This is a genomic window from Anaerolineales bacterium, assembly GCA_015075625.1.
GTDB lineage: Bacteria > Chloroflexota > Anaerolineae > Aggregatilineales > UBA2796 > UBA2796.
Genome location: JABTTZ010000001.1, coordinates 49,183 through 69,781 on the forward strand (window position 1 = coordinate 49,183; position 20,599 = coordinate 69,781).

At 57.8% G+C, this 20,599-nt stretch carries 21 protein-coding genes; 9 read left to right on the plus strand and 12 right to left on the minus strand.

Going from position 1 to position 20,599, the window contains the following annotated elements; all coding sequences use genetic code 11:
- Positions 1-2: 2 nt before the first annotated feature.
- The 9 genes from HS103_00205 to HS103_00245 form a co-directional block, all read right to left on the minus strand.
- Complete coding sequence (locus tag HS103_00205; protein MBE7511223.1) at positions 3-1,082, minus strand: branched-chain amino acid ABC transporter permease; 1,080 nt, start codon at positions 1,080-1,082, stop codon at positions 3-5.
- A 3-nt stretch (positions 1,083-1,085) separates the two neighbouring features.
- Entirely contained in the window at positions 1,086-2,108 is a 1,023-nt protein-coding gene (locus HS103_00210; GenBank protein ID MBE7511224.1) for a branched-chain amino acid ABC transporter permease, read from the minus strand.
- Between the two features lie 24 nt (positions 2,109-2,132).
- A complete protein-coding gene (locus HS103_00215; protein MBE7511225.1) occupies positions 2,133-2,840 on the minus strand; it encodes an ABC transporter ATP-binding protein in 708 nt (235 codons plus the stop codon).
- Between the two features lie 67 nt (positions 2,841-2,907).
- Complete coding sequence (locus HS103_00220; protein MBE7511226.1) at positions 2,908-3,699, minus strand: ABC transporter ATP-binding protein; 792 nt, start codon at positions 3,697-3,699, stop codon at positions 2,908-2,910.
- 135 nt (positions 3,700-3,834) lie between these two features.
- A complete protein-coding gene (locus tag HS103_00225) occupies positions 3,835-5,142 on the minus strand; it encodes a substrate-binding domain-containing protein (protein MBE7511227.1) in 1,308 nt (435 codons plus the stop codon).
- Between the two features lie 127 nt (positions 5,143-5,269).
- Positions 5,270-5,683 carry a MaoC family dehydratase gene (locus HS103_00230; protein MBE7511228.1) on the minus strand — a complete coding sequence of 138 codons (414 nt, stop codon included), beginning with the start codon at positions 5,681-5,683 and terminating at the stop codon, positions 5,270-5,272.
- Entirely contained in the window at positions 5,680-7,215 is a 1,536-nt protein-coding gene (locus HS103_00235; GenBank protein ID MBE7511229.1) for a long-chain fatty acid--CoA ligase, read from the minus strand. Before HS103_00235 ends, HS103_00230 begins: the two co-directional genes overlap by 4 nt.
- A 46-nt stretch (positions 7,216-7,261) precedes the next feature.
- A complete protein-coding gene (locus HS103_00240) occupies positions 7,262-7,744 on the minus strand; it encodes an Lrp/AsnC family transcriptional regulator (protein MBE7511230.1) in 483 nt (160 codons plus the stop codon).
- A gap of 140 nt (positions 7,745-7,884) precedes the next feature.
- The gene (locus HS103_00245; protein MBE7511231.1) at positions 7,885-8,679 is read right to left on the minus strand and encodes a class I SAM-dependent methyltransferase; all 795 of its coding nucleotides are present in this window, start codon (positions 8,677-8,679) and stop codon (positions 7,885-7,887) included.
- A gap of 166 nt (positions 8,680-8,845) precedes the next feature.
- On the opposite strand from HS103_00245, the gene HS103_00250 reads away from it, so the two are divergent.
- The 4 genes from HS103_00250 to HS103_00265 are packed head-to-tail and all read left to right on the plus strand — an operon-like array spanning position 8,846 to position 13,059.
- Positions 8,846-9,817 (plus strand): glycosyltransferase, encoded by a 972-nt coding sequence (locus tag HS103_00250; protein ID MBE7511232.1) that lies wholly within the window; start codon positions 8,846-8,848, stop codon positions 9,815-9,817.
- Complete coding sequence (locus HS103_00255; protein ID MBE7511233.1) at positions 9,792-10,517, plus strand: GNAT family N-acetyltransferase; 726 nt, start codon at positions 9,792-9,794, stop codon at positions 10,515-10,517. The genes HS103_00250 and HS103_00255 overlap by 26 nt, the downstream gene beginning before the upstream one ends.
- A gap of 3 nt (positions 10,518-10,520) precedes the next feature.
- Complete coding sequence (rffA, locus tag HS103_00260) at positions 10,521-11,678, plus strand: dTDP-4-amino-4,6-dideoxygalactose transaminase (protein ID MBE7511234.1); 1,158 nt, start codon at positions 10,521-10,523, stop codon at positions 11,676-11,678.
- 19 nt (positions 11,679-11,697) lie between these two features.
- Positions 11,698-13,059 (plus strand): hypothetical protein, encoded by a 1,362-nt coding sequence (locus tag HS103_00265; GenBank protein MBE7511235.1) that lies wholly within the window; start codon positions 11,698-11,700, stop codon positions 13,057-13,059.
- Positions 13,060-13,086: 27 nt separating this feature from the next.
- Here the strand turns inward: HS103_00265 and HS103_00270 are convergent, their stop codons facing one another.
- The 3 genes from HS103_00270 to HS103_00280 form a co-directional block, all read right to left on the minus strand.
- Entirely contained in the window at positions 13,087-14,160 is a 1,074-nt protein-coding gene (locus HS103_00270) for an amidohydrolase family protein (protein MBE7511236.1), read from the minus strand.
- Complete coding sequence (locus HS103_00275) at positions 14,160-14,630, minus strand: acyl-CoA thioesterase (protein ID MBE7511237.1); 471 nt, start codon at positions 14,628-14,630, stop codon at positions 14,160-14,162. The genes HS103_00270 and HS103_00275 overlap by 1 nt, the downstream gene beginning before the upstream one ends.
- Positions 14,631-14,695: 65 nt before the next feature.
- Entirely contained in the window at positions 14,696-15,139 is a 444-nt protein-coding gene (locus HS103_00280; GenBank protein MBE7511238.1) for a hypothetical protein, read from the minus strand.
- A gap of 327 nt (positions 15,140-15,466) precedes the next feature.
- On the opposite strand from HS103_00280, the gene HS103_00285 reads away from it, so the two are divergent.
- The 5 genes from HS103_00285 (at position 15,467) to HS103_00305 (ending at position 20,564) form a co-directional block, all read left to right on the plus strand.
- A complete protein-coding gene (locus HS103_00285; GenBank protein ID MBE7511239.1) occupies positions 15,467-16,486 on the plus strand; it encodes a zinc-binding dehydrogenase in 1,020 nt (339 codons plus the stop codon).
- The gene (locus HS103_00290) at positions 16,486-17,304 is read left to right on the plus strand and encodes an alpha/beta fold hydrolase (protein MBE7511240.1); all 819 of its coding nucleotides are present in this window, start codon (positions 16,486-16,488) and stop codon (positions 17,302-17,304) included. The genes HS103_00285 and HS103_00290 overlap by 1 nt, the downstream gene beginning before the upstream one ends.
- Positions 17,305-17,315: 11 nt before the next feature.
- Positions 17,316-18,263, plus strand: a complete 948-nt coding sequence (gene rsmH / locus HS103_00295) for a 16S rRNA (cytosine(1402)-N(4))-methyltransferase RsmH (protein MBE7511241.1) — start codon at positions 17,316-17,318, stop codon at positions 18,261-18,263.
- A gap of 70 nt (positions 18,264-18,333) precedes the next feature.
- Complete coding sequence (locus HS103_00300) at positions 18,334-18,816, plus strand: hypothetical protein (protein ID MBE7511242.1); 483 nt, start codon at positions 18,334-18,336, stop codon at positions 18,814-18,816.
- A 5-nt stretch (positions 18,817-18,821) separates the two neighbouring features.
- The gene (locus HS103_00305) at positions 18,822-20,564 is read left to right on the plus strand and encodes a penicillin-binding protein 2 (GenBank protein ID MBE7511243.1); all 1,743 of its coding nucleotides are present in this window, start codon (positions 18,822-18,824) and stop codon (positions 20,562-20,564) included.
- Positions 20,565-20,599: the final 35 nt, after the last annotated feature.

The window sequence follows — 20,599 nt, forward strand, 5'->3', positions numbered from 1 at the left end:
GTCTAGCGCGGCGCTGAACGGCGACCCGTTCGCCACGCCCGCAGCGTGCCAACGATCCCACGCGGAAACACGATCACCGCCGCAATAAAAACCGCCCCCAACAGCAGCCCCCAAATCGCTTTGATCTCAATGTGCAGAACCTCTGCCCCAAGGGGAATGGAGATCACCGCATCGCGCAGGAGAATCTCCAAGAGGTGCAGCCCCGTTGCGCCGATGATCGGTCCCGTGAACGAGCCGATCCCGCCGATGATTGTCATCAAGAGGGGATCAACCGTATAGCCCACGCTGAGCAGTTCGGGACCGACCTTTTTGTTCAGAACCGCCTGCAACACGCCAGCCACCCCCGCCAACACTGCCGAGAGGGTGATTGCCATCAGTTTGTAGGTCAGTGTGTTGTAGCCGATCACCCGTGTGCGGTCTTCGTTTTCGCGGATCGCTTGAAAGACCGCCCCCGTTGGCGAGAAGATCAACCGCCGGATGAACACGAATACACCCGCCGCCAACGCCAACGTCACAAAATACAGGGTCAACCGCGACTGCGCCGGATCAATCCACGCGGGGACGGCGTTCAGGGCAAAGCCATCTTCGGCGCGGGTCAGTTCTAAGCGCCCAAAAAAGACGAAGAACATCTCGGCAATGGCGAGGGTGAAAATAGCAAAATAGACCCCCCGCAATCGCAAAGAGACCAAGCCCACAAATAACCCCAATAGAATGTTGAACACTATCGCGCCCACCACCCCCACCAATAGCCCCACATCGGGCGGCAGGCTCAGGTATTGCAGGGCGATCCCTACGCTGTAACTGCCCACCCCAAAAAACAACGCATGACCAAACGAGATCACGCCGGTGAAGCCAAAGAGCAGGTTGTAGCTCATGGCGAGGATAGCGAGGATGTAAATCTCGATCAGCACCGACTGCCAGCGGACGGATTCCCCGCGCATGATGTAGCGCTCACCGCGCAGCACACCCAACGGATTCGAGTTTGTCAGCCATGCCACCACAAACGGAAAGAGGATGAGGGCGGCGATCACCCCAAGGATCAGCCAATCTTGGCGGAGCGTCTTGAACAGGCGGTTCGTCATGGCTTACCTCACGCTCCCAAACAGCCCACTGGGGCGCAGCAGTAAGACCAAGACAAGCAAGAGCATGGGCGTCACACTGGGCAAGGCGGAAAAGTTCGTCCCCACCGCTGCTGATTGGGCGACAGCGATGGACAAGCCGACCAAAATACTGCCCACCGCCGTTCCGCCATAGCTGCCCATCCCGCCGAGAACGACGACGGCTATTGCTTGCAGCAGGAACGACCCCGCCAGCGAGGGCGACGCCCCCAAAAATGGCGCGGCAACCGCCCCGCCAAAGGCGGCAACGGCGCAGCCGAGGGTAAAGACGAGGGTGAACACGGCGCGGACGTTGATGCCCAACGCTTGTACCATCTGTCCATCCTCCACGCCCGCCCGAATGATGATCCCGATCCGTGTGTAGCGCAGCAGCAAGCCGATGCTGATGATTAGCACCGCGCCCATCCCCACCACAAACAAGCGGTAGGTGCTGAAGCGCTGCCCAAAGACTTCAAAAGCGCTCTCCCGCACGCCGAATAAATCCGTCCAACTGTAGGGGGTTGTTGACCAAATCAGCTTGACGATTTCGGCAATCACCAGCGAGACACCGAAGGTCATCACCAATTGGAAAATCGGACGCGCATACAGCGGGCGGAGCAGACCGCGCTCCAGCGCGGTGCCGCTGAGCGCCCCCACGCCAATGGCAGCGATCACCGCCAGTGGAAAGCGCAGGTTGGGGTCAGGGATGACGGCGCTCACGTCGATCACCCCGCCGGGGTGCTGCACCTCATAGGCAACATACGCCCCGATCATGAAGAACGATCCCTGTGCCAAATTGAGGACATCGATCAAGCCAAAGATGATCGACAATCCTGAGGCGACGAGGAACAACAGCATCCCCTGAAACAGCCCAGAGAGCAAGGTGATCCCCAAATCGCCAATGCTTGTCGCCTTTGCCATCGCCACAATGAGCAGAAAGGCGAGGATCGCCGCAATTGCCCATGTCGTGGTGCGTTCGCGGAAGGGTTTTGTCAGCAGCGACCAGTTCATGAAAACGCCTTTTCGATTCGTGTGTTAGGAAATGCCCAAATAGCGTTTGATCAGCGCTTCATCCTTCACCAAATCGGGCATCAGCCCGCTGCTGACCGCCTGCCCATCGTCAAGGATCACGTAGCGATCGGCAAGGCGGCTGGCAACGCGGAAGTTCTGCTCTACGAGAAGGATCGTGCTGCGCTCGGCAAGGCGGGCAATCGCCTTCATCAGGTGCTCGATGATCACCGGCGCCAGACCTTCGCTTGGCTCGTCAATGATGAGCAGACGATTTTCCGGCACAAGCGCACGGGCAATCGCCAACATCTGCTGCTGCCCGCCGGAGAGATTCCCACCGGGGAGGTCGATCAGCCGCTTGAGGTCGGGGAACAGTTCAAAAATCATCCCCTCGTTACGGGCAAGGTCTCCCCGCCGCCGTTCGGCAATGCGCAGGTTATCGCGGACGGTCAGTTCTTTGAAGATCGCCCGATGTTCGGGGACATAGCCAATACCGAGGGCGGCAATATCAAAGATGCGCTTCCCTTGCAGGGGCTTTCCCCCATAGGTGATCGTCCCTTGCGTCGGGGGGGTGATGCCCATGATGCTTTTCAGAGTTGTCGTTTTCCCCGCCCCGTTGCGCCCTAACAGGGCGGTGATGCTCCCTTCGGGAACAGCAAAGCTGACCCCTTCCAAAATATGGAACTGCCCAATAAAGGTATGGATGTTCGTCACGTCAAGCAGCATGTCAGTCATAAAAAATTCTCAAAATAAATCCTTGTAGGGGCGCATTGTATGCGCCCGCCGCCGTCGCACCCCATGGTCACCCCGCCTCAGGCGCCGATGGCGCGTCGTAGAGCGTCCCCAAGTAGACCTCTTGAACGGTCTTATTCGCCGCGATCTCTGCCGGAGTCCCTTCGGCAAGGATGCGCCCTGCCGCCATGACGGTGATCGTATCCGCCAAATTCATGACAACCTGCATGTTATGTTCCACCAAGAGGATCGTCTTGTTCGATTCGCGCCGCACCGTATCAATAATGTGCAGCAGTTCGGGGACGCTCTCAGACGCCATGCCCGCCGTCGGCTCGTCCAAGAGCAGTAAATCGGGGTCAGCCGCCAAAAGAATCGCCAATTCCAACTTCCGCTTTCCGCCGTGTGGCAGGGCATTGGCGGGGACGTTGAGCGCATCTCCCAAGCCGACCAACCCTAGCACCTCACGGGCGCCGCTCATATAGATGGTGAAGGAATCCGCCCGCCGGAGAAAGCGCAGGTTGTCCGCGCCGCGTGCTTGGGCGGCAAGGCGAACATTTTCCATGACGGTGAGCGTGGGAAACAGGTTTGTAATCTGGAATGAACGCCCCATTCCGACGTGAACGCGGCGGTACACGGGAAGATGGGTCACATCGCGCCCGTTGAAGATCACCGTTCCCGCCGTCGGGCGGTAGCGCCCGCCGATTAGATTAAAGAGGGTTGTTTTGCCCGCCCCGTTTGGTCCGATAATGGCGTGGGTTGTCCCCCGCTGGACTCGAATGCTGACATCCTCAACGGCGATTAAACCGCCGAATTCCTTGCGGAGGTTACGTCCCTCCAAAATGACTGGTGACTCAGTGACCACTGCGATTTATGGCTTCCTTGCCTAGCTATCTTCAAGAAGGGCGTACCCATCGGTGCGCCCTTATAGTATTTCATTTATCGTGGGGCGATAGGGGCGTAGAGTATGCGCCCCCTTTTCCCACCCTGTAGGGACTCCTTAGGGCATTTCCGCGATCATCTTCATAAACGCTTCGTCCAGCTTGACACGATCTGCCAAGATTGCCTCAGGGAGCAGCACTGGCGGGATGATTGCCTTCGCCGGCACTTCCGCCAGAAGTTCATAGAATTTCTGATCGGGGTCGGTCAGGTTCGCCAGTTTTGCCACGTACATGGGGACAAGCGCTTGGTGGTCAGAAGGACGAATGGCATACGTCCCTTTCGGTCCCTCAAAGACCAAGCCTTCCAACGCGGGGATCATCGCCTCTGGGGTGGCGTCGCCCTTCGTCGTCGTCACGGCGTTCACCAGCGCTTGGGCGGTGGCGAAGGAACACTCGGTGAACAAATCGGGAACATCGTTGTAAACCGCTTTGTGGGCGTTCACCATCCAGGTGTTGATGTCGTTCGTGGGGAAACTGTAGTGGTAGACGATCCACGAGATGTTCCCAATGGTGGAGGGGTCGCTTTTTGCCACGATGTCGTTCGAGTTGAAGGCGGCAACCACTGCCAGTTTTTCGCCCACGCCCAGTTCGGCAATCTGTTGGAACAGCGTCACCGAGCTATCGCCCGCCCAAATGGGGAGCATCGCCGTTGCGCCGGATGCCAACACCTGCTGAAGGTAGGGGGTGAAGTCCGTCGTATCCAGCGGCGCGTAGATCGGCGCACCGACGAATTCGATCCCAGCCCCGCCGAGGACGCCTTGCGCCGCCCCTGCCGAAGCCTTTCCAAAGTCGTTATCAATCGCCAAAATGACGAATTTCCCCTTCAGGTTTTCCTTTGCATAGGGGGCAAAAGCGAGGAAGTCTTGGAAGGTGTTCCGGCAGACGCGGAAGGTGTTCACATTGAAGTTTGCGCCAGTGATCGCAGGGGAGGCGGCGGGCGCAGCAAAGAGGATCACATCGGAGTCGAGGGCAACCTGCTGAACGCCGGTCATGACGCCCGAACTCGGCGCGCCAACCAGAATTTCGACACCCTCTTGCTCAATCAGTTCGCGTGCCTGTGTTGCCGCATCGTCGGGCTTGCTGCCGTTATCACGCATGATCACTTCCACCGGACGCCCGGCGATGGTGACTGCCTTCAACGCCTCGTCAAGGCTGTTGTTGTGGTCAGCCAACTTAACTCCCGCGGCGTAGAGCAAACCGAGCTTGAACCCCTGTTCAAGTTCGTAACCATAAATTGTCAGCGCCCCCGATTGATCGACAAGCAAGCCGATCTTCAGGGGGTCTTGCGCCTGGGCGCGGGGAAAGGCGGGGATCAATGCCGCCGCCATCAGAAAAACGAGTACGAAAAGAATCACTTTACGAGACATTCAACGATCCTCCATAGAAAACGAACGAATCATGGGTTTGGGCGGCTGCCCAACGAGACCGGACGCCTTATAGGGCGTCCCTACAAGGCATGGCGATGGGTGGAAATGCCTCACTGGGCGTCCCAGGTTATGGCTTCGGGGCAATCACCACCGCCTCGCCCTCCAAAACGACGATACCATCTTGGTTGGTGCAGAGCGTCTTGAGCGTCGTGATCCGCTTATCCTCTCGATAGGCAGTCACCTCCACACTGGCGGTGATCGTCTGCCCAATATAGACGGGCGCTTTGAAGGTGAGTGTCTGCGAGAGGTAGACCGTCCCCACACCGGGGAGGTCGCAACCCAAGACGGCGGAGAGCAGCGACGCTGTAAACATCCCGTGTGCAATGCGCCGCCCGAAACGGGTGGTCGCCGCGTAGCTCTCATCCAGATGGACGGGGTTGGTGTCCCCAGAGAGCGCCGCAAATGCTCGGACTGCCTCATCGGTGATCGGCGTCGTCCGGCTTGCCGTCATCCCTACAGTGATGGCAGGTGTCATCGTCATGCCCCTTCCTCCCATGCCAAATCTTGTTTCACAACCTTTCCCGCCCCAGAGATGGGTAGTTCATCGCGGAACAGGATGTGCTTGGGGACTTTGTAGCCGGCAAGGTGGTGCTGTAAATGGGCGCGAAGGTCACTTTCTGTTGCCGTTTTCCCCTCGTGCAAGACGATGAACGCCTTGCCCACCTCGCCCCATTTCGGGTCGGGGACGCCAATCACCGCACAGAGCTTCACCGCCGGATGCTTGTAGAGGATTTGCTCAATCTCGTTGGGGTAGATGTTCTCCCCGCCGCTGATGTACATATCCTTTTTGCGGTCAATGATCGTGTAATACTCATTGTCGTCGCGCATGGCGAGATCGCCCGTATGAAACCAACCCTCGGAGTCTACGGCGGCGGCGCTTGCCTCCGGCGCGTTGAAATAGCCCGAACATTGGGAGGGTCCGCGCAAGACAAGCTCGCCCACTTGTCCGAGGGGGAGGGGTTGGTTGGTCTCCCCGACAATCCGCGCATCGACAAAGAAATTCGGGCGTCCGATGCTCCCCGCCTTGCGGATAGCATCTTCGGGGGCAAGGGCAAACACCCCCGGACCAAACTCCGACATGCCAAAGCCCTGTTTGAATTGGATATTCTTTTCGGCGCGAAATTTTTCCACCAAGCCGATGGGCAAGGGAGCGCCGCCGCTGGTGCAAAAACGCAAGGTACTGAGGTCGGCTTGCTCCCAATTGGGCGCTTCGGTCAGCAGTTGATAGGTAGTGGGGACGCCTGCGTAGACCGTTGCCGAGTATTCCTCCAGCAAGGTGAGGACTTGCGCCGCCTCAAATTTGCGGACGAGGACAACCGTCCCACCGAGGATTAAGAGCGGCACGGTATAGACGAGCAGCCCCCCCGTGTGGAACAGGGGAAAGGTGTTCACTGTTACATCGTCATGATGGAGATCATGAATGATTGTGTTCAACGTGTTCCAGGCGATCATCCGGTGGCTGATCTGCGCCGCTTTGGGCAGCCCTGTTGTGCCGCCGGTGAAGATCAGGCAGGCAATGTCTTCCTCGTGCAGGGTTTCCGTCGTCACTGGATAGGGAATCGAATCGGTCAGCGTTTTCTCATAATAGCGGCTGCCCTGAATACCCTCGCCATCGATATGGACGTAATGCTGGATGATCTCTGTGTGAGCGGCAAGTTCTTCCACAACGGGGGCAAATTCGCCGGAATAGATCAAGACGGTGGGCGTCGTTTTCTTGATCAGTTGGAGGTGTTCGCGCCAATGCAGACGCCAGTTTAAGCCGGTGAGGATCGCGCCGAGTTTTCCGCAGGCAAAGAAGGCATCAAGGTGTTCGATGCCGTTATAGGCAAGGATGGCGACGCGATCCCCCTTGCCGATATTCGCTCCATCGCGCAGCCAGTTGGCAAGGCGGTTGGCACGGGCGTTCAATTCGCCATAGGTAAAGGCGCGGTGTGGGTTTTTCCCGGCATCCACCACCGCCAACTGATCGGGCGTGTAAAGCGCACGCCGTCCGCTGTAATCACCAATGTACATAACAAACCGCGTTCTCAAAAAAACTAGCGAACCATTTCCGCAAACCCTAACGTACTTTCAACGGCGAGGGGGGTTTGATCTCGTTCAGCACCAAACTCGTCTCGATCCGTTCTACACCCGGAAGCGCTGCCAGACGTTCGTTCAGCAGGGCATCCAGTTCGCGGTGGTTGTGCGCCACCACCTTCAACATCAAATCTTGCGTCCCTGCCGTACCGTAGCACTCCAAAACAGCGGGTATCTCCCGCAGCGCCGCCCGCAGCGCCTCTTGTTGCGGCGGGGTCAGGGCGTGCAGCCCAATCCGCACAAAGCACAAGAGGTCATAGCCAACGCTTTCCCGATCCACCAGTGCCGCGTAGCGCTGGATGATCCCCGCCCGTTCCAAGCGTTTGATGCGCTGGTGGACGGCAGGCGCAGAAAGGTGAATCTTGCGGGCAAGTTCCGCCACGCTGATCCGCCCATCCTCTTGAAGTTCATCTAAAATGGCGTGGTCAAGCTGATCAAAACCACGCGCCAACAACGCATGATGCATAACCATTTTCTCGCATTGTATGTGGGGATTGTACGCGAGGGGAGGGATTCAAAAGAAATGATCGGCGGGGGAGGGAAAGACCTTGTTTTCGTTTGAGGCTGAAGAAGGGTCGGGCAGTTAAACTGGGCTAAGTAGGGCGATCAATCGCGCAGCCTATCATAAATGGTGAGAAATCCCCGCCGCAGCAAACGCGGGCGGGCATCCATCCGATAGGTATCACGCAGCCGAAGTGCCGCGCTTAGCCAGCGGGCGCGGAGCGGCAGCCCCTTCCGCTGGTCAAATTCGCGCTTCCACGCCTCGAAAAACGCTGCTGGACGGGGATCGCGCATTCGGTGAATCAACCGCTTGGGGAGGATCGTTTGGAAGTCTGCCGGATGGGGATGCCCGTGAAAGTTCGTCCCAAAGGTTAGCCCGATATGCCGTAGACCGTCTGCCGTGTGCCGGTAGAGATCAAAAGCGACGAGACTCCCCGTTGGGTTCGATGTCCCTTCGATCAGCAGCCCGCCGATCTCAAGAGCGGCGCTCAGTTCTGCCAGTGCAGGGGCAACCGCCGCCTCCTCGTACTGGCGCAAGACGTTATAAGCGCGGATCAGGCGTGCAGTTTCGCCATCGAGCGTCTCGCGGAGGTTGAACCCGCCGAGGCGAAACTCAAGGTACGGCGGCGCGGCGTAGGGGCGTGCCTCAGCGACGCGCTGCGGATCAATCTCAACGCCGATCACGTGCAGACGGGGGGCAAGCCGCCGCCAGCGTTCGTAGAGTTCAAGCGTCGTCCACACCGCCGCGCCAAAGCCCAGATCAACGACGAGCGGCGATCCCCCCCGTAAGGTCTCCTCATGGGCAAGGGCAATGTAGGTATCGATCTGCCGCAGACGGTTGAGGGCGGTTTTCCCCCGTGTGGGAAGACCGAGTGGCTTGGGTCGTCGTTTTGTAGGCATTGTCTAGTAAAAGTCTCGTCCATCCCCACCCCGTAGGGCGCCATCTGGGGCGTCCGCGCCGGATGTATAGGCAGTATCCTCGATTTTCGATTAAATGTTATGATAGGCACTTGGTTGCTACGCCGCCTGCCGATGTATTGCCCGAAGTCCCGTGAGGAACACGACAATGCTCAGAAAACCCACCATCTCCATTGTGATCCCTGTCTACAAAAGCCAAGAGAGTCTACCTCTTTTGGTTGAGGCGCTGGCAGGGCAGCTTCCCCTCATGGCAGACGAGTACGAACTCATTTTGGTCAATGATGGCAGCCCCGATGCCAGTTGGCAGGTCATTCAAGACGCAACGCAGGAGTATGGGTGGGTTTCGGGCATTCATTTAATGCGAAATTATGGACAGCACAGCGCCTTGTTGTGTGGGATTCGTGCGGCACGCTATGAGATCGTGATCACGATGGATGATGATTTGCAACACCCGGTGGGTGAACTTCCTAAACTTTTGGCAGCCCTCGATGAGCAGTGCGATGTGGTCTATGGCACACCACAAAAACAACAGCACGGCTTGCTGCGCGATCTCGCCTCGGAATTCACGAAGATTGCCCTTCAAAGCGCGATGGGGGCTTCCACAGCGCGAAAAGCCAGCGCCTTGCGTGCCTTTCGTACCGAACTGCGAAACGCCTTTGCCACTTACGACAGCCCCTATGTTTCCATTGATGTGTTATTGACATGGGCAACGACGCGCTTTCGCGCTGTGGAAGTTCTTCAAGATGAGCGGCGCTTTGGGCACTCCAACTACACCCTTCGTAAGTTGATCATCCATGCCATCAATATGATTACCGGGTTTAGTGTCTGGCCCCTCCAAATGACCAGTTGGATCGGCTTTGGTCTGACGTTTTTTGGGGTGATTGTCTTCCTCTATGTTATTCTGCGCTATCTGGTTGAAGGCGGGAGTGTGCCGGGCTTTCCCTTTCTCGCCTCTGTCATTGCCATTTTTTCCGGTGCGCAGTTGTTTGCTTTGGGAATGATTGGCGAATATCTAGCGCGAATGCATTTTCGCCTGATGAAACGCCCTGCCTATACGGTGCGTATGCATATCCTTCCTTCAAAGGAGGAGGCTCATGGAGATCGCTCTCTCAGCGCTTGACGAAGCACGTTTTGGTATCCGTGTGGCGCGTGCTGCCAACATCGAAGGCGGGCATGTCGCGGATATACTTGCCTATTGCCAACAGAACGCCGTGCAGATGCTCATTGCCCGCTGTGCCGTCGATCACATTCATCATGCACAGATGCTAGAACAATCCGGCTTTTTGTTGATGGATACCCTTGTCTATTACAAGCGCGACGTGCTGAAAAAAGCAATTCCCGCTGATCCCAACCCCCTTTCCATTCGCTCTGTCCGCATCGGTGATGAGGCGGCAGTCCGAAGGGTGGCGGAGGGGGCATTTCGTGGCTATGCTGGGCATTATCACGCCGATCCCCGCTTAGAGCGTGCCAAATGCGATGAAACGTACATCGATTGGGCGGTTCGCTCCTGCCTTGACCGCAATGTAGCGGCTGAGGTACTGATTGCCGAGACAAATGACTCCATCGTTGGCTTTGCCACCTTACGACTTAATACTACAGAGGAAGGCGAGGGTGTCCTTTTTGGCGTTGCCCCTGAAGCGCAAGGGAAAGGCATTTATCGCGCCTTCATCCTTGAGGGGATGCGCTGGTGCGCTGCTTCCGGCGCACATCAGATGGTTGTTTCGACGCAAGTGAACAACATCGCCGTTCAAAAAGTTTGGGTACGCCTCGGGTTTGAACCGAGCTATGCCTACTACACCTTTCACAAATGGTTTGATTAACCAATGACGACAAAATCGCCCTATAAAATTCCGTTCAACCGTCCTCATGTGGCGGGGCGGGAACATCAGTACATTGCCGAAGCGATTGCCAATGGACATGCGTCGGGGGATGGTGCGTTCACCAGGCGCTGTCATGGGCTGCTGCAAGAATGGCTTGGCGTACCAAAAGCCCTGCTAACAACCTCCTGCACCCATGCCTTAGAGATGTCTGCGCTCTTGCTTGATCTACACGCTGGTGATGAAGTGATCATTCCTGCATTCACCTTCGTCTCGACGGTGAATGCCTTTGTTTTGCGTGGGGCAACGCCCATCTTTGCCGATATTCGCCTAGATACGTTGAATGTGGATGAACGCCTTCTGGAGTCCCTGATCACCCCACGCACGAAAGCGATTGTGCCTGTCCATTATGCCGGCGTTGCCTGTGAGATGGACGCGATTCTGGCGCTGAGCGCTCAGCACGGGCTAACCGTCATTGAGGATAATGCTCACGGCTTGTTTGGGAAATACAAAGGGCGCTGGCTTGGAACGTTTGGGGCGTTGGCGACCCAAAGTTTTCACGAGACGAAAAATTTTACTTGTGGCGAAGGGGGCGCCCTGCTCATTAATGACGAACGTTACAGCGAGCGTGCCGAGATCATCCGAGAGAAAGGGACAAACCGCAGCCGCTTCTTTCGTGGGCAGGTCGATAAATACACATGGGTCGATCTTGGCTCAAGCTACCTACCATCGGATATGTTGGCGGCATATCTCTACGCTCAGTTTGAGGCACGCGAACACATTCAAGCCAAACGTCAGCGCATCTGGCAGTATTATGATGCGCATCTGCGCCAATGGGCACTGGAACACGGGGTGACGCTGCCAACCATCCCCCCCCATGTTGAGCAGCCCTACCATATGTATTACCTGCTGATGCCCTCGCTAAAAGAGCGCCAAGCGTTCATTGAACACCTGAAAGCACAGGGGATATTGGCTGTTTTTCACTATTTGCCGCTCCATCTTTCCGAGATGGGGCAGCGCTTTGGCGGCAAGGTGGGCGATTGTCCTGTGACCGAATCGGTCAGTGATCGCTTGGTACGCTTACCGTTCTATAACGACCTCACCGAGAGCGATCAGGCATTTGTTGTCGATGCGGTGGTGGCATTTGGTGGGTTTACAAGCTAACGCCGATAGAAAGAATCATATGACAATTAATCATAAATCCTTGCGCTATGGCTTAGTTATCTTAGCCTCAGCGCCCCTTCTCATTTATTTAGCCGCCAGTTTCTCAATACGTTACCATGCCGATGATTTTTGCCTCATTGGGCGCGTTCACGATGATGGCATTCTTAGCACAGCCGCAACTTACTACATGACATGGGCGGGCGCATACGGCACATTCACCGTGATGGGTGTGGAGGGATCTGTTGGTTTGGGGGTGGAACCCATCGCCTTTGTCCTCCTGTTTGTGTTATGGTGGGGTTCTGTTTTTGGCTTGATGCGGCACTTCTTGCAACGCCAAGCGATCCCCGATTCAACACTGACCGCAGCGACTGGGACGTCGATGCTATGCACAGTCACTTTGATTACCACCCCAAATGTTGTCCAATCGCTTTATTGGCTGAATGGGCGGGTCGCCTATTTCTTGCCGATGGTCTTGATCATTGCCTTCTTTGGGGCGATTGTAGAAATTCAGGGCAAGCACTCTCAGCGTCCCTTGTTCTTCGGGTTCTTGGGGCTATTTTTTCTGTGGGGGATGATCATTGCCGGGTTTGCCATCAGTCATTCCATGGTCTTTATCTTGCTCGCAGGGGGCGTCTTTTTGTTAGTACGGAAGACCTCCGCCGCTCCCTATCTTTTTATCGGGGTCTTGGGGGGAGTGTTAGGGACAGCTATTTTTTATTTTGCTCCGGGCAATGCGATCCGGGCATCTTTTCTACCCCCTCCGAACATAGGGTATACCATCACCAGTACTCTGATCAGTCCCGGACTACTGATTGCGGGGATGCTTCACTGGATGCCGCTTGCGCTCCTTGCCTTTTTTGTTCTGCCCTTCTTATATGCCCATACTGCCGATACAACACACGTCCCATCCCCTAAACGCAAGGTGTATCTCAGGATTATCCCGATAGCAATCATTCTGTGTACAATGGCAACCTTTGCTCCAGGTTTTTATGGTCTTTCAGAAATCATTCCGGGACGAATCTGGATTTTGCCCATCTTTATCATGTGCTTTGGCGGTCTTTTATGGTTTTACCTCGTCGGTCATGCGACGCGGCGTCACCCACCTCATACACCGAGTCTGATCCCCCTGATTCTACCGATCATCGTTCTAACGATTATGGGGACAATCTCCGCTATCGACCTCTTCAGCGCTATGCGCAAATTTGCCGAGGCGTGGGATGCGCGAGACCAGCAGTTGCGAACGGCTCAAACGAAAACGATTTCAACCGTTTCGTTTCAGGGGGTCTTCGGCTTTGACGATCTAACCTCCGACAGCGACTTTTGGGTCAATCGCTGCATGGCAAACTACTATGACCTTGAAACCATTTACGCTGCGCCTTAAACCCAGTGTCTTATTTTCCTCTCCCCCTCACCCCCGCGCCGCCGGTGCAACGTTCTGCCCACTCCCCGCCGTGACATGAAACACGCCTTGTTCATAGAGCGTCTCCCCGCGCAGCACCGTCCGCACGACGCGCCCGCGCAGCGTCCATCCGGCAAAGGGCGTCCACGCCGCACGGCTGATTGTCCCCTCAAAGGTGGGTGACCAAACCTGATCAGCATCCACCTCGCAATAGGTATTGGGCTGTTCGGGCAGGTTGAAAATGCGACGGGGGGCATCGTACATGCGCTCGATAACCGCCTCCAACGCCAGCCGCCCCTCATGGACTGCCGTCAGCATCAGCGCCAGCGCTGTCTCTAAACCCGGGAAACCCGGCGGCGGGATTTCGCTGTCTTTTTCCGTCAGAAGATGGGGGGCGTGGTCGGTAGCGAAGCAGTCAATCACGGGCATATTTTCCCACAGCGCCGCCTGATCCGCTTTCGTCGCCAAGCGCGGACGCACCTCACAGCGCCCGCCGCCGAGGTGCGGACTATCTTCCACCGAGAGGAACAAATGATGCGGGGCAACCTCGCAGGTGACGGCAACCCCACGCATCTTCGCATCCCGAATCAGGGTGATCTCCTCGGCGCGGCTGACATGGCAAATATGGACGCTGCGATTTTCGAGGTAGGCGCACATCAGGACGGCGGGAATTGTTCGCCCTTCGGCATGGCAGACAATGGACGTTTCCTTTGGAAAACGGGCGAAATGCTCTCGAATCGTCCGCAAGTCCTTGATGTGCAGCGGTCCGTAGGTGGCGTCTAGGTAAAACTTCATCCCCACGACACGGGGGGCAAGCGCCGCCGCCGTCAGGATATTCGTTTCGCTCGCGCCGAGGTAAATCCCCCAATCGCAGACGGCGCGGGCAGCGGCGGCATGTTCCCCTAACGCCAACGAGTCGGGATCAATCATCGGAGGCTGTGTGTTGGGCATTGTCAAGACAGTGGTGATTCCCCCCGCCAACGCCGCCTTTGTCCCGCTGAGGAAATCCTCCTTATGCTCTCCGCCGGGTTCGCGCAAATGAACGTGCGGGTCGATCAGCCCGGGCAAGCGAATGGTCGTCATCAGCGCTGATTCTTCACACGGCGTTCTTGCCGTTCGCGGGCAGCCTGCATCGCGGCGCTTTCTTGGGGGGTGGTCGCCACCAATTTCGGGATGGGCGAGGGCTTCCCTGTGCTATCCACCGAGACGTAGACAAGGTAGGCGGTGTTTGTGTGCTTTTTGGCGCCGGTGATCGGGTTTTCCGCCACGACCTCAGCCCGGACTTCCATGCTCGTCCGTCCGGCGTGGGTCAGTTCCGCCTGCACGGTGACGAACGCCCCCACCAAGATCGGCTCTAAGAAGGTCATCGAGTCAATGGCAACGGTGACGACAGGGGCGCGGGCGTGGCGCATCGCGGCGAGAGCGCCCGCTTCATCCACCAGTTTCATAATCACCCCGCCATGAACGTTCCCCAACACATTCGCTTCTGGCGGACCCATCAGGTGGGTCAGAATCACCCGCGAATCGGCAATGGTACGTGTTTCGTCAGCCATAATGCTCCATAGTATTCGTTCTTATTCGCCCCTTCGTGGGGGTGTCCGCCTGACCCGCACACCAATTACGGTTTCTTCGGCGGCGGTGGTGTCGTCGGTTTGGGCTGTGTGGGGGCGTTTTCGCCAATATCTGCCCGTCGATCTGAGACGCGCTTGAACACCTCTGGGTCTTCTTCAAGAACATCAAGTGTATCGTAGCCAATTTCGGCGTTCTGTGGGGGCAGCGGGGCGCGGGCGGGCAGTCCGGCTTGTTTGCCTTTCAGCTTGGGCAGCGGCGCAGCGTGAAGGGGGCGTTTGGCGTTCGCCCGCTTGCGCAGGATGCGCCCATCTTTGGAGATCAGCCCCACCCATTCGCCATCGAAGGTGTAGACGGCTTTGTCCTTCCCTTCCTCTTGGACAAACCCGATGGACTCGCCGCGTGGGTCAAAAATATACGTCCCTAAGAGCGTGCCGATCCAATCGCCAGCCGTGTTGTAGATGAAAATGGGTTTCTGCGGTTTGTCGGTCATGGGGCTTCCCTTTAGCAAAAACAACCTATCGGAAGTGTACCACGTTCGCTGGGGATTGAGGGGTACTCCCTCACCGCTTCGCCCGTGTGAGAACGAAAAAGGGCGCGGGAGAGGCGCGGGACTAAAGCCCACGCGCTAAGGCTGATCACCCCGTTGGGGCTTAAAACGAAGGCAGGCGTATCATTCAGAATTTAGCCCCATAGGGGTGGCTAATATTAGTCCCGTGCTTTAGCGCGGGACGACACGGGCGACATGGGGGCGACATGAGGTACACTCCGTACACGATAGGATGTATATGGCAAGGACGCAAACCCAAAGGAATTCGCTGTGACCATTCCTACGACGATGCAGGCTGTTGTGCTGCACCGCTACGATGCAAACTACGGCGGCATCACCGTTGAAGAACGCCCCGTCCCCCAACCCAAAGCGGGCGAGGTACTGGTCAAAATGATCGCCAGCCCAATCAACCCTTCCGATCTTTTGTTCATGCAGGGGCGTTATGGCTTTACTCGCCCCACGCCCACCGTCCCGGGCTTTGAAGGCTGCGGGATTGTTGTTGCCGCCAACGGCGGTATTGGGCGCTTTTACCTGAATCGGCGCGTGGCGGCCGTCGTCCAGCAAGTGGGCGACGGCGTATGGGCAGACTATGTGACCGTTCCGGCGCGGATGGTACTCCCTATGGGGAAGGGCATCAGCGACGAGCAAGCCGCCATGAGCGCCGTGAACCCCATGACGGCGTGGGCGCTGATCGATATAAGCCAGCGGGGAAAACACAAGACGATCCTCCACACGGCGGCGGGCAGCGCCTTAGGGAAAATGCTCTGGCGTTTGGGGCAGGCACGCGGCGTAGAAGTTGTAGGCATTGTTCGCCGTCCCGAACAAGCCGACGACCTGCGGGCGATGGGCATGAAACACATCCTGTGCAGCACCGCCCTTGATTTTGATGAACAGGTCAAAGCGATCACCCGCGAGATGCGTATCCGCCTCTGTTTTGATGCGGTAGGCGGGACAACCGCGTCGCGGATTCTGCGGGCAATGCCCCGCCACAGCACCTTGCGCGTCTATGGGGCGCTCTCTGGGGAGGTCTCCGCCAGCGCCGATACGCTTGATCTCATCTTTAAGGATAAAACGCTCAGCGGCTTCTGGCTCTCCGATTACATCGGTGAGAAAGGTATCCTCCGTCTCGCTCTCATCGGACGCCACGTGCAAAAACTGCTAGGGAGCGACTTGAGCAGCGAGGTACGCGCCCGTTATCCCTTTGCCAAAGCACACGAGGCAATCCGCGATTACGAATCGGCTATGTCTGCCGGAAAAGTCTTGTTCGTCTCCACAGAAGGAACGCCCTGATGAGTTTTGCCTTGCTTGATAGTCCCTTGATTCTTTCCATCGCCTTTCACCCCCGCCCGGCAGACCCCGCCGAGGGAGAGCGGGCGGGAGAGGTGGGTATCCACAGCGGGACAATTCCGCTCAGCGCCACCACCCCAGAGGGTGAGGCGGTTCGGCTTGGCTACCGCCTCTATACAGCGCTCCCCGATCAGCCCTTGATCCTCTACTTTCACGGCAATGGCGAGATCGCCCCCGATTACGACGACATCGCCCGCTTTTACACTGAACGGGCGGGGGCGTCGCTGCTTGTGGTGGATTATCGCGGCTACGGCTGGAGTACAGGTCAGCCAAGTTTCAACGCGCTGATCGGGGATGTGCCGGACATCCTCGCTGCCCTACCGGGGATCAGAGCGGAGGGGGGTATCAGCCCGACCCCCCCCCTCGTCGTTATGGGGCGTTCGCTCGGCAGCGCCCCCGCCATCCACCTAGCCCACACCACGCCGGAGGCAGTCAGGGGGCTGATCTTGGAGAGCGCCTTCACCGACATTCTCTCCCTGATGATCCGCCTCGGAGCGCCGGGGAATGTTATCGGAAATGCCCTTGATCCGCTTGGCAACGGGCGCAAAATGCGCGAGATCACTTTGCCAACGTTGATCCTGCACGGGCAGGAGGACACCCTGATCCCCATTGACCATGCCGAACGCCTTTACGAGGCATCCGCCGCCCCGCCGGAGCGTAAGACCTTGCTGCGTATTCCAAACGCCGGACATAACGACCTGCTCCGGCATGGCTTATGGGATTACTTTGACGCCATTGCCGCCTTTCTGAAGGGGTTGTGAGGGCGATACCGTTGGATGCACCGCACCAACCCGTGCTGCTTCAGGCGATCCTTGAGGGGCTGAACGTCCGCGCCGCCGCGCCCGGATGGTTCATTGATGGCACGGTGGGCGCCGGCGGACATGCCCAGGCAATCCTTGAAACTGCCCCGCAAGCGCACTTGTTGGGGATAGACCGCGACCCACGTTCGCTCGCCATTGCCGCCGAGCGGCTTGCCGGCTACGGGCAGCGGGTTTCCCTTCGGCAGGGCAGTTATACCCAGATGGGGCAGTTCACCGCTTCAGCGGGCTTCCCGCTGGCTGAGGGGGTCGATGGGATCGTCCTTGATCTGGGGATCGCCTCCATGCATGTAGACGATGCGGCACGGGGCTTCAGCTTCCGCGCCGATGCCCCCCTCGATATGCGCTTCGATCCTGATTCAGACATTCCCACAGCCGCCGAGATGCTGAACACATGTCCCCTTGAGGATTTGGTGAGAATTCTGAGCGACTATGGGGAGGAACGCCACGCTAAACGGATCGCCCGCGCCATTGCCGATGCCCGCCCACTTCAGACGACACACGATCTCGTTCGGGCGGTAGAGCGCGGGCTGCGGGGCGTCAAATACGATCACCTCCATCCGGCAACGCGCACCTTTCAGGCGGTGCGGATTGCTGTGAACGACGAATTGGCACATGTGGAGCGTGTCTTGCCGCTGGCGCTCAGTTTGCTGCGGGCGGGCGGACGCTTAGCGGTGATCAGCTTTCATAGCTTAGAAGACCGCCTCGTAAAGACCTATTTTCACCGTGAGGCGCGGGACTGTCTTTGCCCTCCCCAGCAGATCATCTGTACCTGTGGGCATAAGACTACCCTGCGCGAGATCACCCGCAAACCGCTGACCCCCGACGCGGCGGAGATGGCGGCAAACCCCCGCAGCCGCAGCGCCAAATTGCGAATCGTGGAGCGCTTGGCGGTATACTAGGGTGTGTTGAGCGTGTCCCCAATGCGCGTCGGGGTCACACAGGTTACATTAGGAACAGACCAAGCTAACCATGTCGGATCGCTCTGAGCGTCTTTCGACGCCGAAAACACAGGTTCTGCCCCAAACAACAGCCCGCCCCCCTGCACAGGCGGCGGCGGTGATTGGCTTGGCGGTAGTCGTGGCGATCATCATTGGAGCGCTTTACCTTGCCCAAGCTACCGTCACCGCCACAACGGGCAGCAACCTGATCCAATTGCAGCGGACGCGGGATTTTCTTCAGCGGGCAAACAGCGATAGCGAGGCACAGATCGCCCTCAAAAGCAGCATCTCCACGCTGCGCGGGCGGGCGTTGGAGCTTGGCTTTCGTCCCGCCGAACCCGCCGATCTGGTCTATCTCATCGTGGAGGGCTACACACCCAACCGCGCCACGCCCACGCCGATGATCACGCCCACACCCGCCCGTCTTTACGATGAAACCTTTGCCGGCTGGTTGGAGCAGCAGTGGGCATCGTTGGTGATGCAGTTTGAAGCATGGATGGGGAGAGGGAAGTAACGCCTATGCGTGCCAGTTTGAATCGCCGCTTGTCCATGTTGACTGTAGGGTTGGTTGTCCTCGGTGTGCTGCTTTTGGCGCGGTTGGCGTCCTTCCAATTTCAATTGGATATGGCGTCTTACTTGCAGACGATTGCCAACCGCAGCTACCGCACGCTGGATGATCGCTTTCCTGACCGGGGGCGCATTTTTGACCGCAACGGAGAACTTTTTGCTGGCAACACGACGGAATACCGCATCGGCGTTAGTCCTGTCTATGTCTCTAACCCGCAGAAACTTGCCCAAGACCTCGCCGCCATTCTGAATGACGATCCGCAGCGCCTGCTGGACATTTTCGCCAGTAATGATCCCTACCGCGCACTCACCCGCCTGCCCGTCTCGGTGGAGGTAGCGCAGAAAATCGCCGCCCTCGAATCGATTGCCGTCCGCATTGACCCCGAACCGAAACGGATTTACCCGCAGAGCAGCCTTGCCGCACAGATCGTCGGCTTTGTGGGGTGGGATGGCACGATCCGGCGCGGGTATGTGGGGGTGGAAGGCGGCTACAACGCCGATCTCGCCGGGGAAAGCCGCATCACCGAACGCAGCCGCATCCCCTTTGAAGTCGTCGCCAATGACGAACCGCCGCCCGGGAAGGATATTTACCTGACGATTGATCGGGATATTCAATTCCTTGCCGAGCGGCAGCTTCTCGATGCGATCACAACCTACGGCGCGGTGGGGGGGACGATCTTGATCAGCGACCCGCGCACCGGCGAAATCTTGGCGATGGCGTCCTACCCCACCTTTGACCCCAACAACTATTACACGATTGACGCCGACCTGATGAAAAACCCCGCCGTCAGCGATGGCTATGAGCCCGGATCGGTGTTCAAGATCGTCACGGCGGCGGTGGCGCTCCAAAGCGGGCGCGTCAACGAAAACTCCACCTACTTTGAAGGCTCAAACTCCCGTGAGATCGGCGGGCGACGCGTCTATAACTGGGATCGTGCCGCACACGGCTCACAAAGTTTTGTCGATATTCTCGTCCGCTCCTGGAACTTAGGGACGACATGGCTTTCTGTAGACATCTTGGGCGCGGATGATTTCTACAAGGGGTTGTTGGCGTTTGGGGTTGGCGCTCCGACGGGCATTGATCTTGAAGGGGAGGCAAGTGGGCAGCTTCGTACCCCCGGCGCTCTTTATTGGAGCGACTCCGACCTTGCCACGAACAGCTTTGGGCAGGGCTTGACGGTGACTCCCCTTCAGATGCTTGCCTTCCTGAACACAATTGCCAACGATGGGCAGATGATGCAGCCGCATATCCGCCTAAAGACGGTGGATAATGGCGTTGTCATTCCCTCTATCCCAACGGCGATCCGCACTCCCGTTTCGGCAGATGTAGCGCGGCGAATCACGGCGATCATGGTCAAGGTGATCAATGAGGGCGAGGGTAGTCCGGGCAAACTCCCCGGCTACACGATTGCTGGAAAGACCGGCACCGCCCAGATTTACTGTGCCACCTGTCCGGGGCTTTATGACCCCGAACTGCAAATGGCAACCTTCGTCGCCTTCTTGCCCGCTGATGAACCGCGTGTGAGCGTCCTGATCAAGCTTGATAAGGTCAGCCGCTTTGCCAGCGAAACCGCCGCGCCCGCCTTTGCGACTCTGGCGAAAGAACTGGTTGTGCTGATGAACATCCCCACCGATGAGCAGCGTGCCATCCTCCGTGAGCAAGGTGGGGATACCGCCATGATTGTCGGGCGTTAACCTACAGCATTTTTCAAGGAGATTACCCCCTTAGT

Bases quoted from the DNA above. Each gene is read 5' to 3' on its own strand.
- HS103_00245 (MBE7511231.1), bottom strand. From the start codon at position 8,679: ATGCCTACAAAACGACGACCCAAGCCACTCGGTCTTCCCACACGGGGG.
- HS103_00270 (MBE7511236.1), bottom strand. From the start codon at position 14,160: ATGACGACCATTCGCTTGCCCGGGCTGATCGACCCGCACGTTCATTTG.
- rffA (MBE7511234.1), top strand. From the start codon at position 10,521: ATGACGACAAAATCGCCCTATAAAATTCCGTTCAACCGTCCTCATGTG.
- HS103_00255 (MBE7511233.1), top strand. From the start codon at position 9,792: ATGGAGATCGCTCTCTCAGCGCTTGACGAAGCACGTTTTGGTATCCGT.
- HS103_00210 (MBE7511224.1), bottom strand. From the start codon at position 2,108: ATGAACTGGTCGCTGCTGACAAAACCCTTCCGCGAACGCACCACGACA.
- HS103_00290 (MBE7511240.1), top strand. From the start codon at position 16,486: ATGAGTTTTGCCTTGCTTGATAGTCCCTTGATTCTTTCCATCGCCTTT.
- HS103_00280 (MBE7511238.1), bottom strand. From the start codon at position 15,139: ATGACCGACAAACCGCAGAAACCCATTTTCATCTACAACACGGCTGGC.
- HS103_00300 (MBE7511242.1), top strand. From the start codon at position 18,334: ATGTCGGATCGCTCTGAGCGTCTTTCGACGCCGAAAACACAGGTTCTG.
- HS103_00250 (MBE7511232.1), top strand. From the start codon at position 8,846: ATGCTCAGAAAACCCACCATCTCCATTGTGATCCCTGTCTACAAAAGC.
- HS103_00275 (MBE7511237.1), bottom strand. From the start codon at position 14,630: ATGGCTGACGAAACACGTACCATTGCCGATTCGCGGGTGATTCTGACC.
- HS103_00240 (MBE7511230.1), bottom strand. From the start codon at position 7,744: ATGCATCATGCGTTGTTGGCGCGTGGTTTTGATCAGCTTGACCACGCC.
- HS103_00205 (MBE7511223.1), bottom strand. From the start codon at position 1,082: ATGACGAACCGCCTGTTCAAGACGCTCCGCCAAGATTGGCTGATCCTT.
- HS103_00235 (MBE7511229.1), bottom strand. From the start codon at position 7,215: ATGTACATTGGTGATTACAGCGGACGGCGTGCGCTTTACACGCCCGAT.
- HS103_00230 (MBE7511228.1), bottom strand. From the start codon at position 5,683: ATGACGATGACACCTGCCATCACTGTAGGGATGACGGCAAGCCGGACG.
- HS103_00225 (MBE7511227.1), bottom strand. From the start codon at position 5,142: ATGTCTCGTAAAGTGATTCTTTTCGTACTCGTTTTTCTGATGGCGGCG.
- HS103_00265 (MBE7511235.1), top strand. From the start codon at position 11,698: ATGACAATTAATCATAAATCCTTGCGCTATGGCTTAGTTATCTTAGCC.
- HS103_00215 (MBE7511225.1), bottom strand. From the start codon at position 2,840: ATGACTGACATGCTGCTTGACGTGACGAACATCCATACCTTTATTGGG.
- HS103_00305 (MBE7511243.1), top strand. From the start codon at position 18,822: ATGCGTGCCAGTTTGAATCGCCGCTTGTCCATGTTGACTGTAGGGTTG.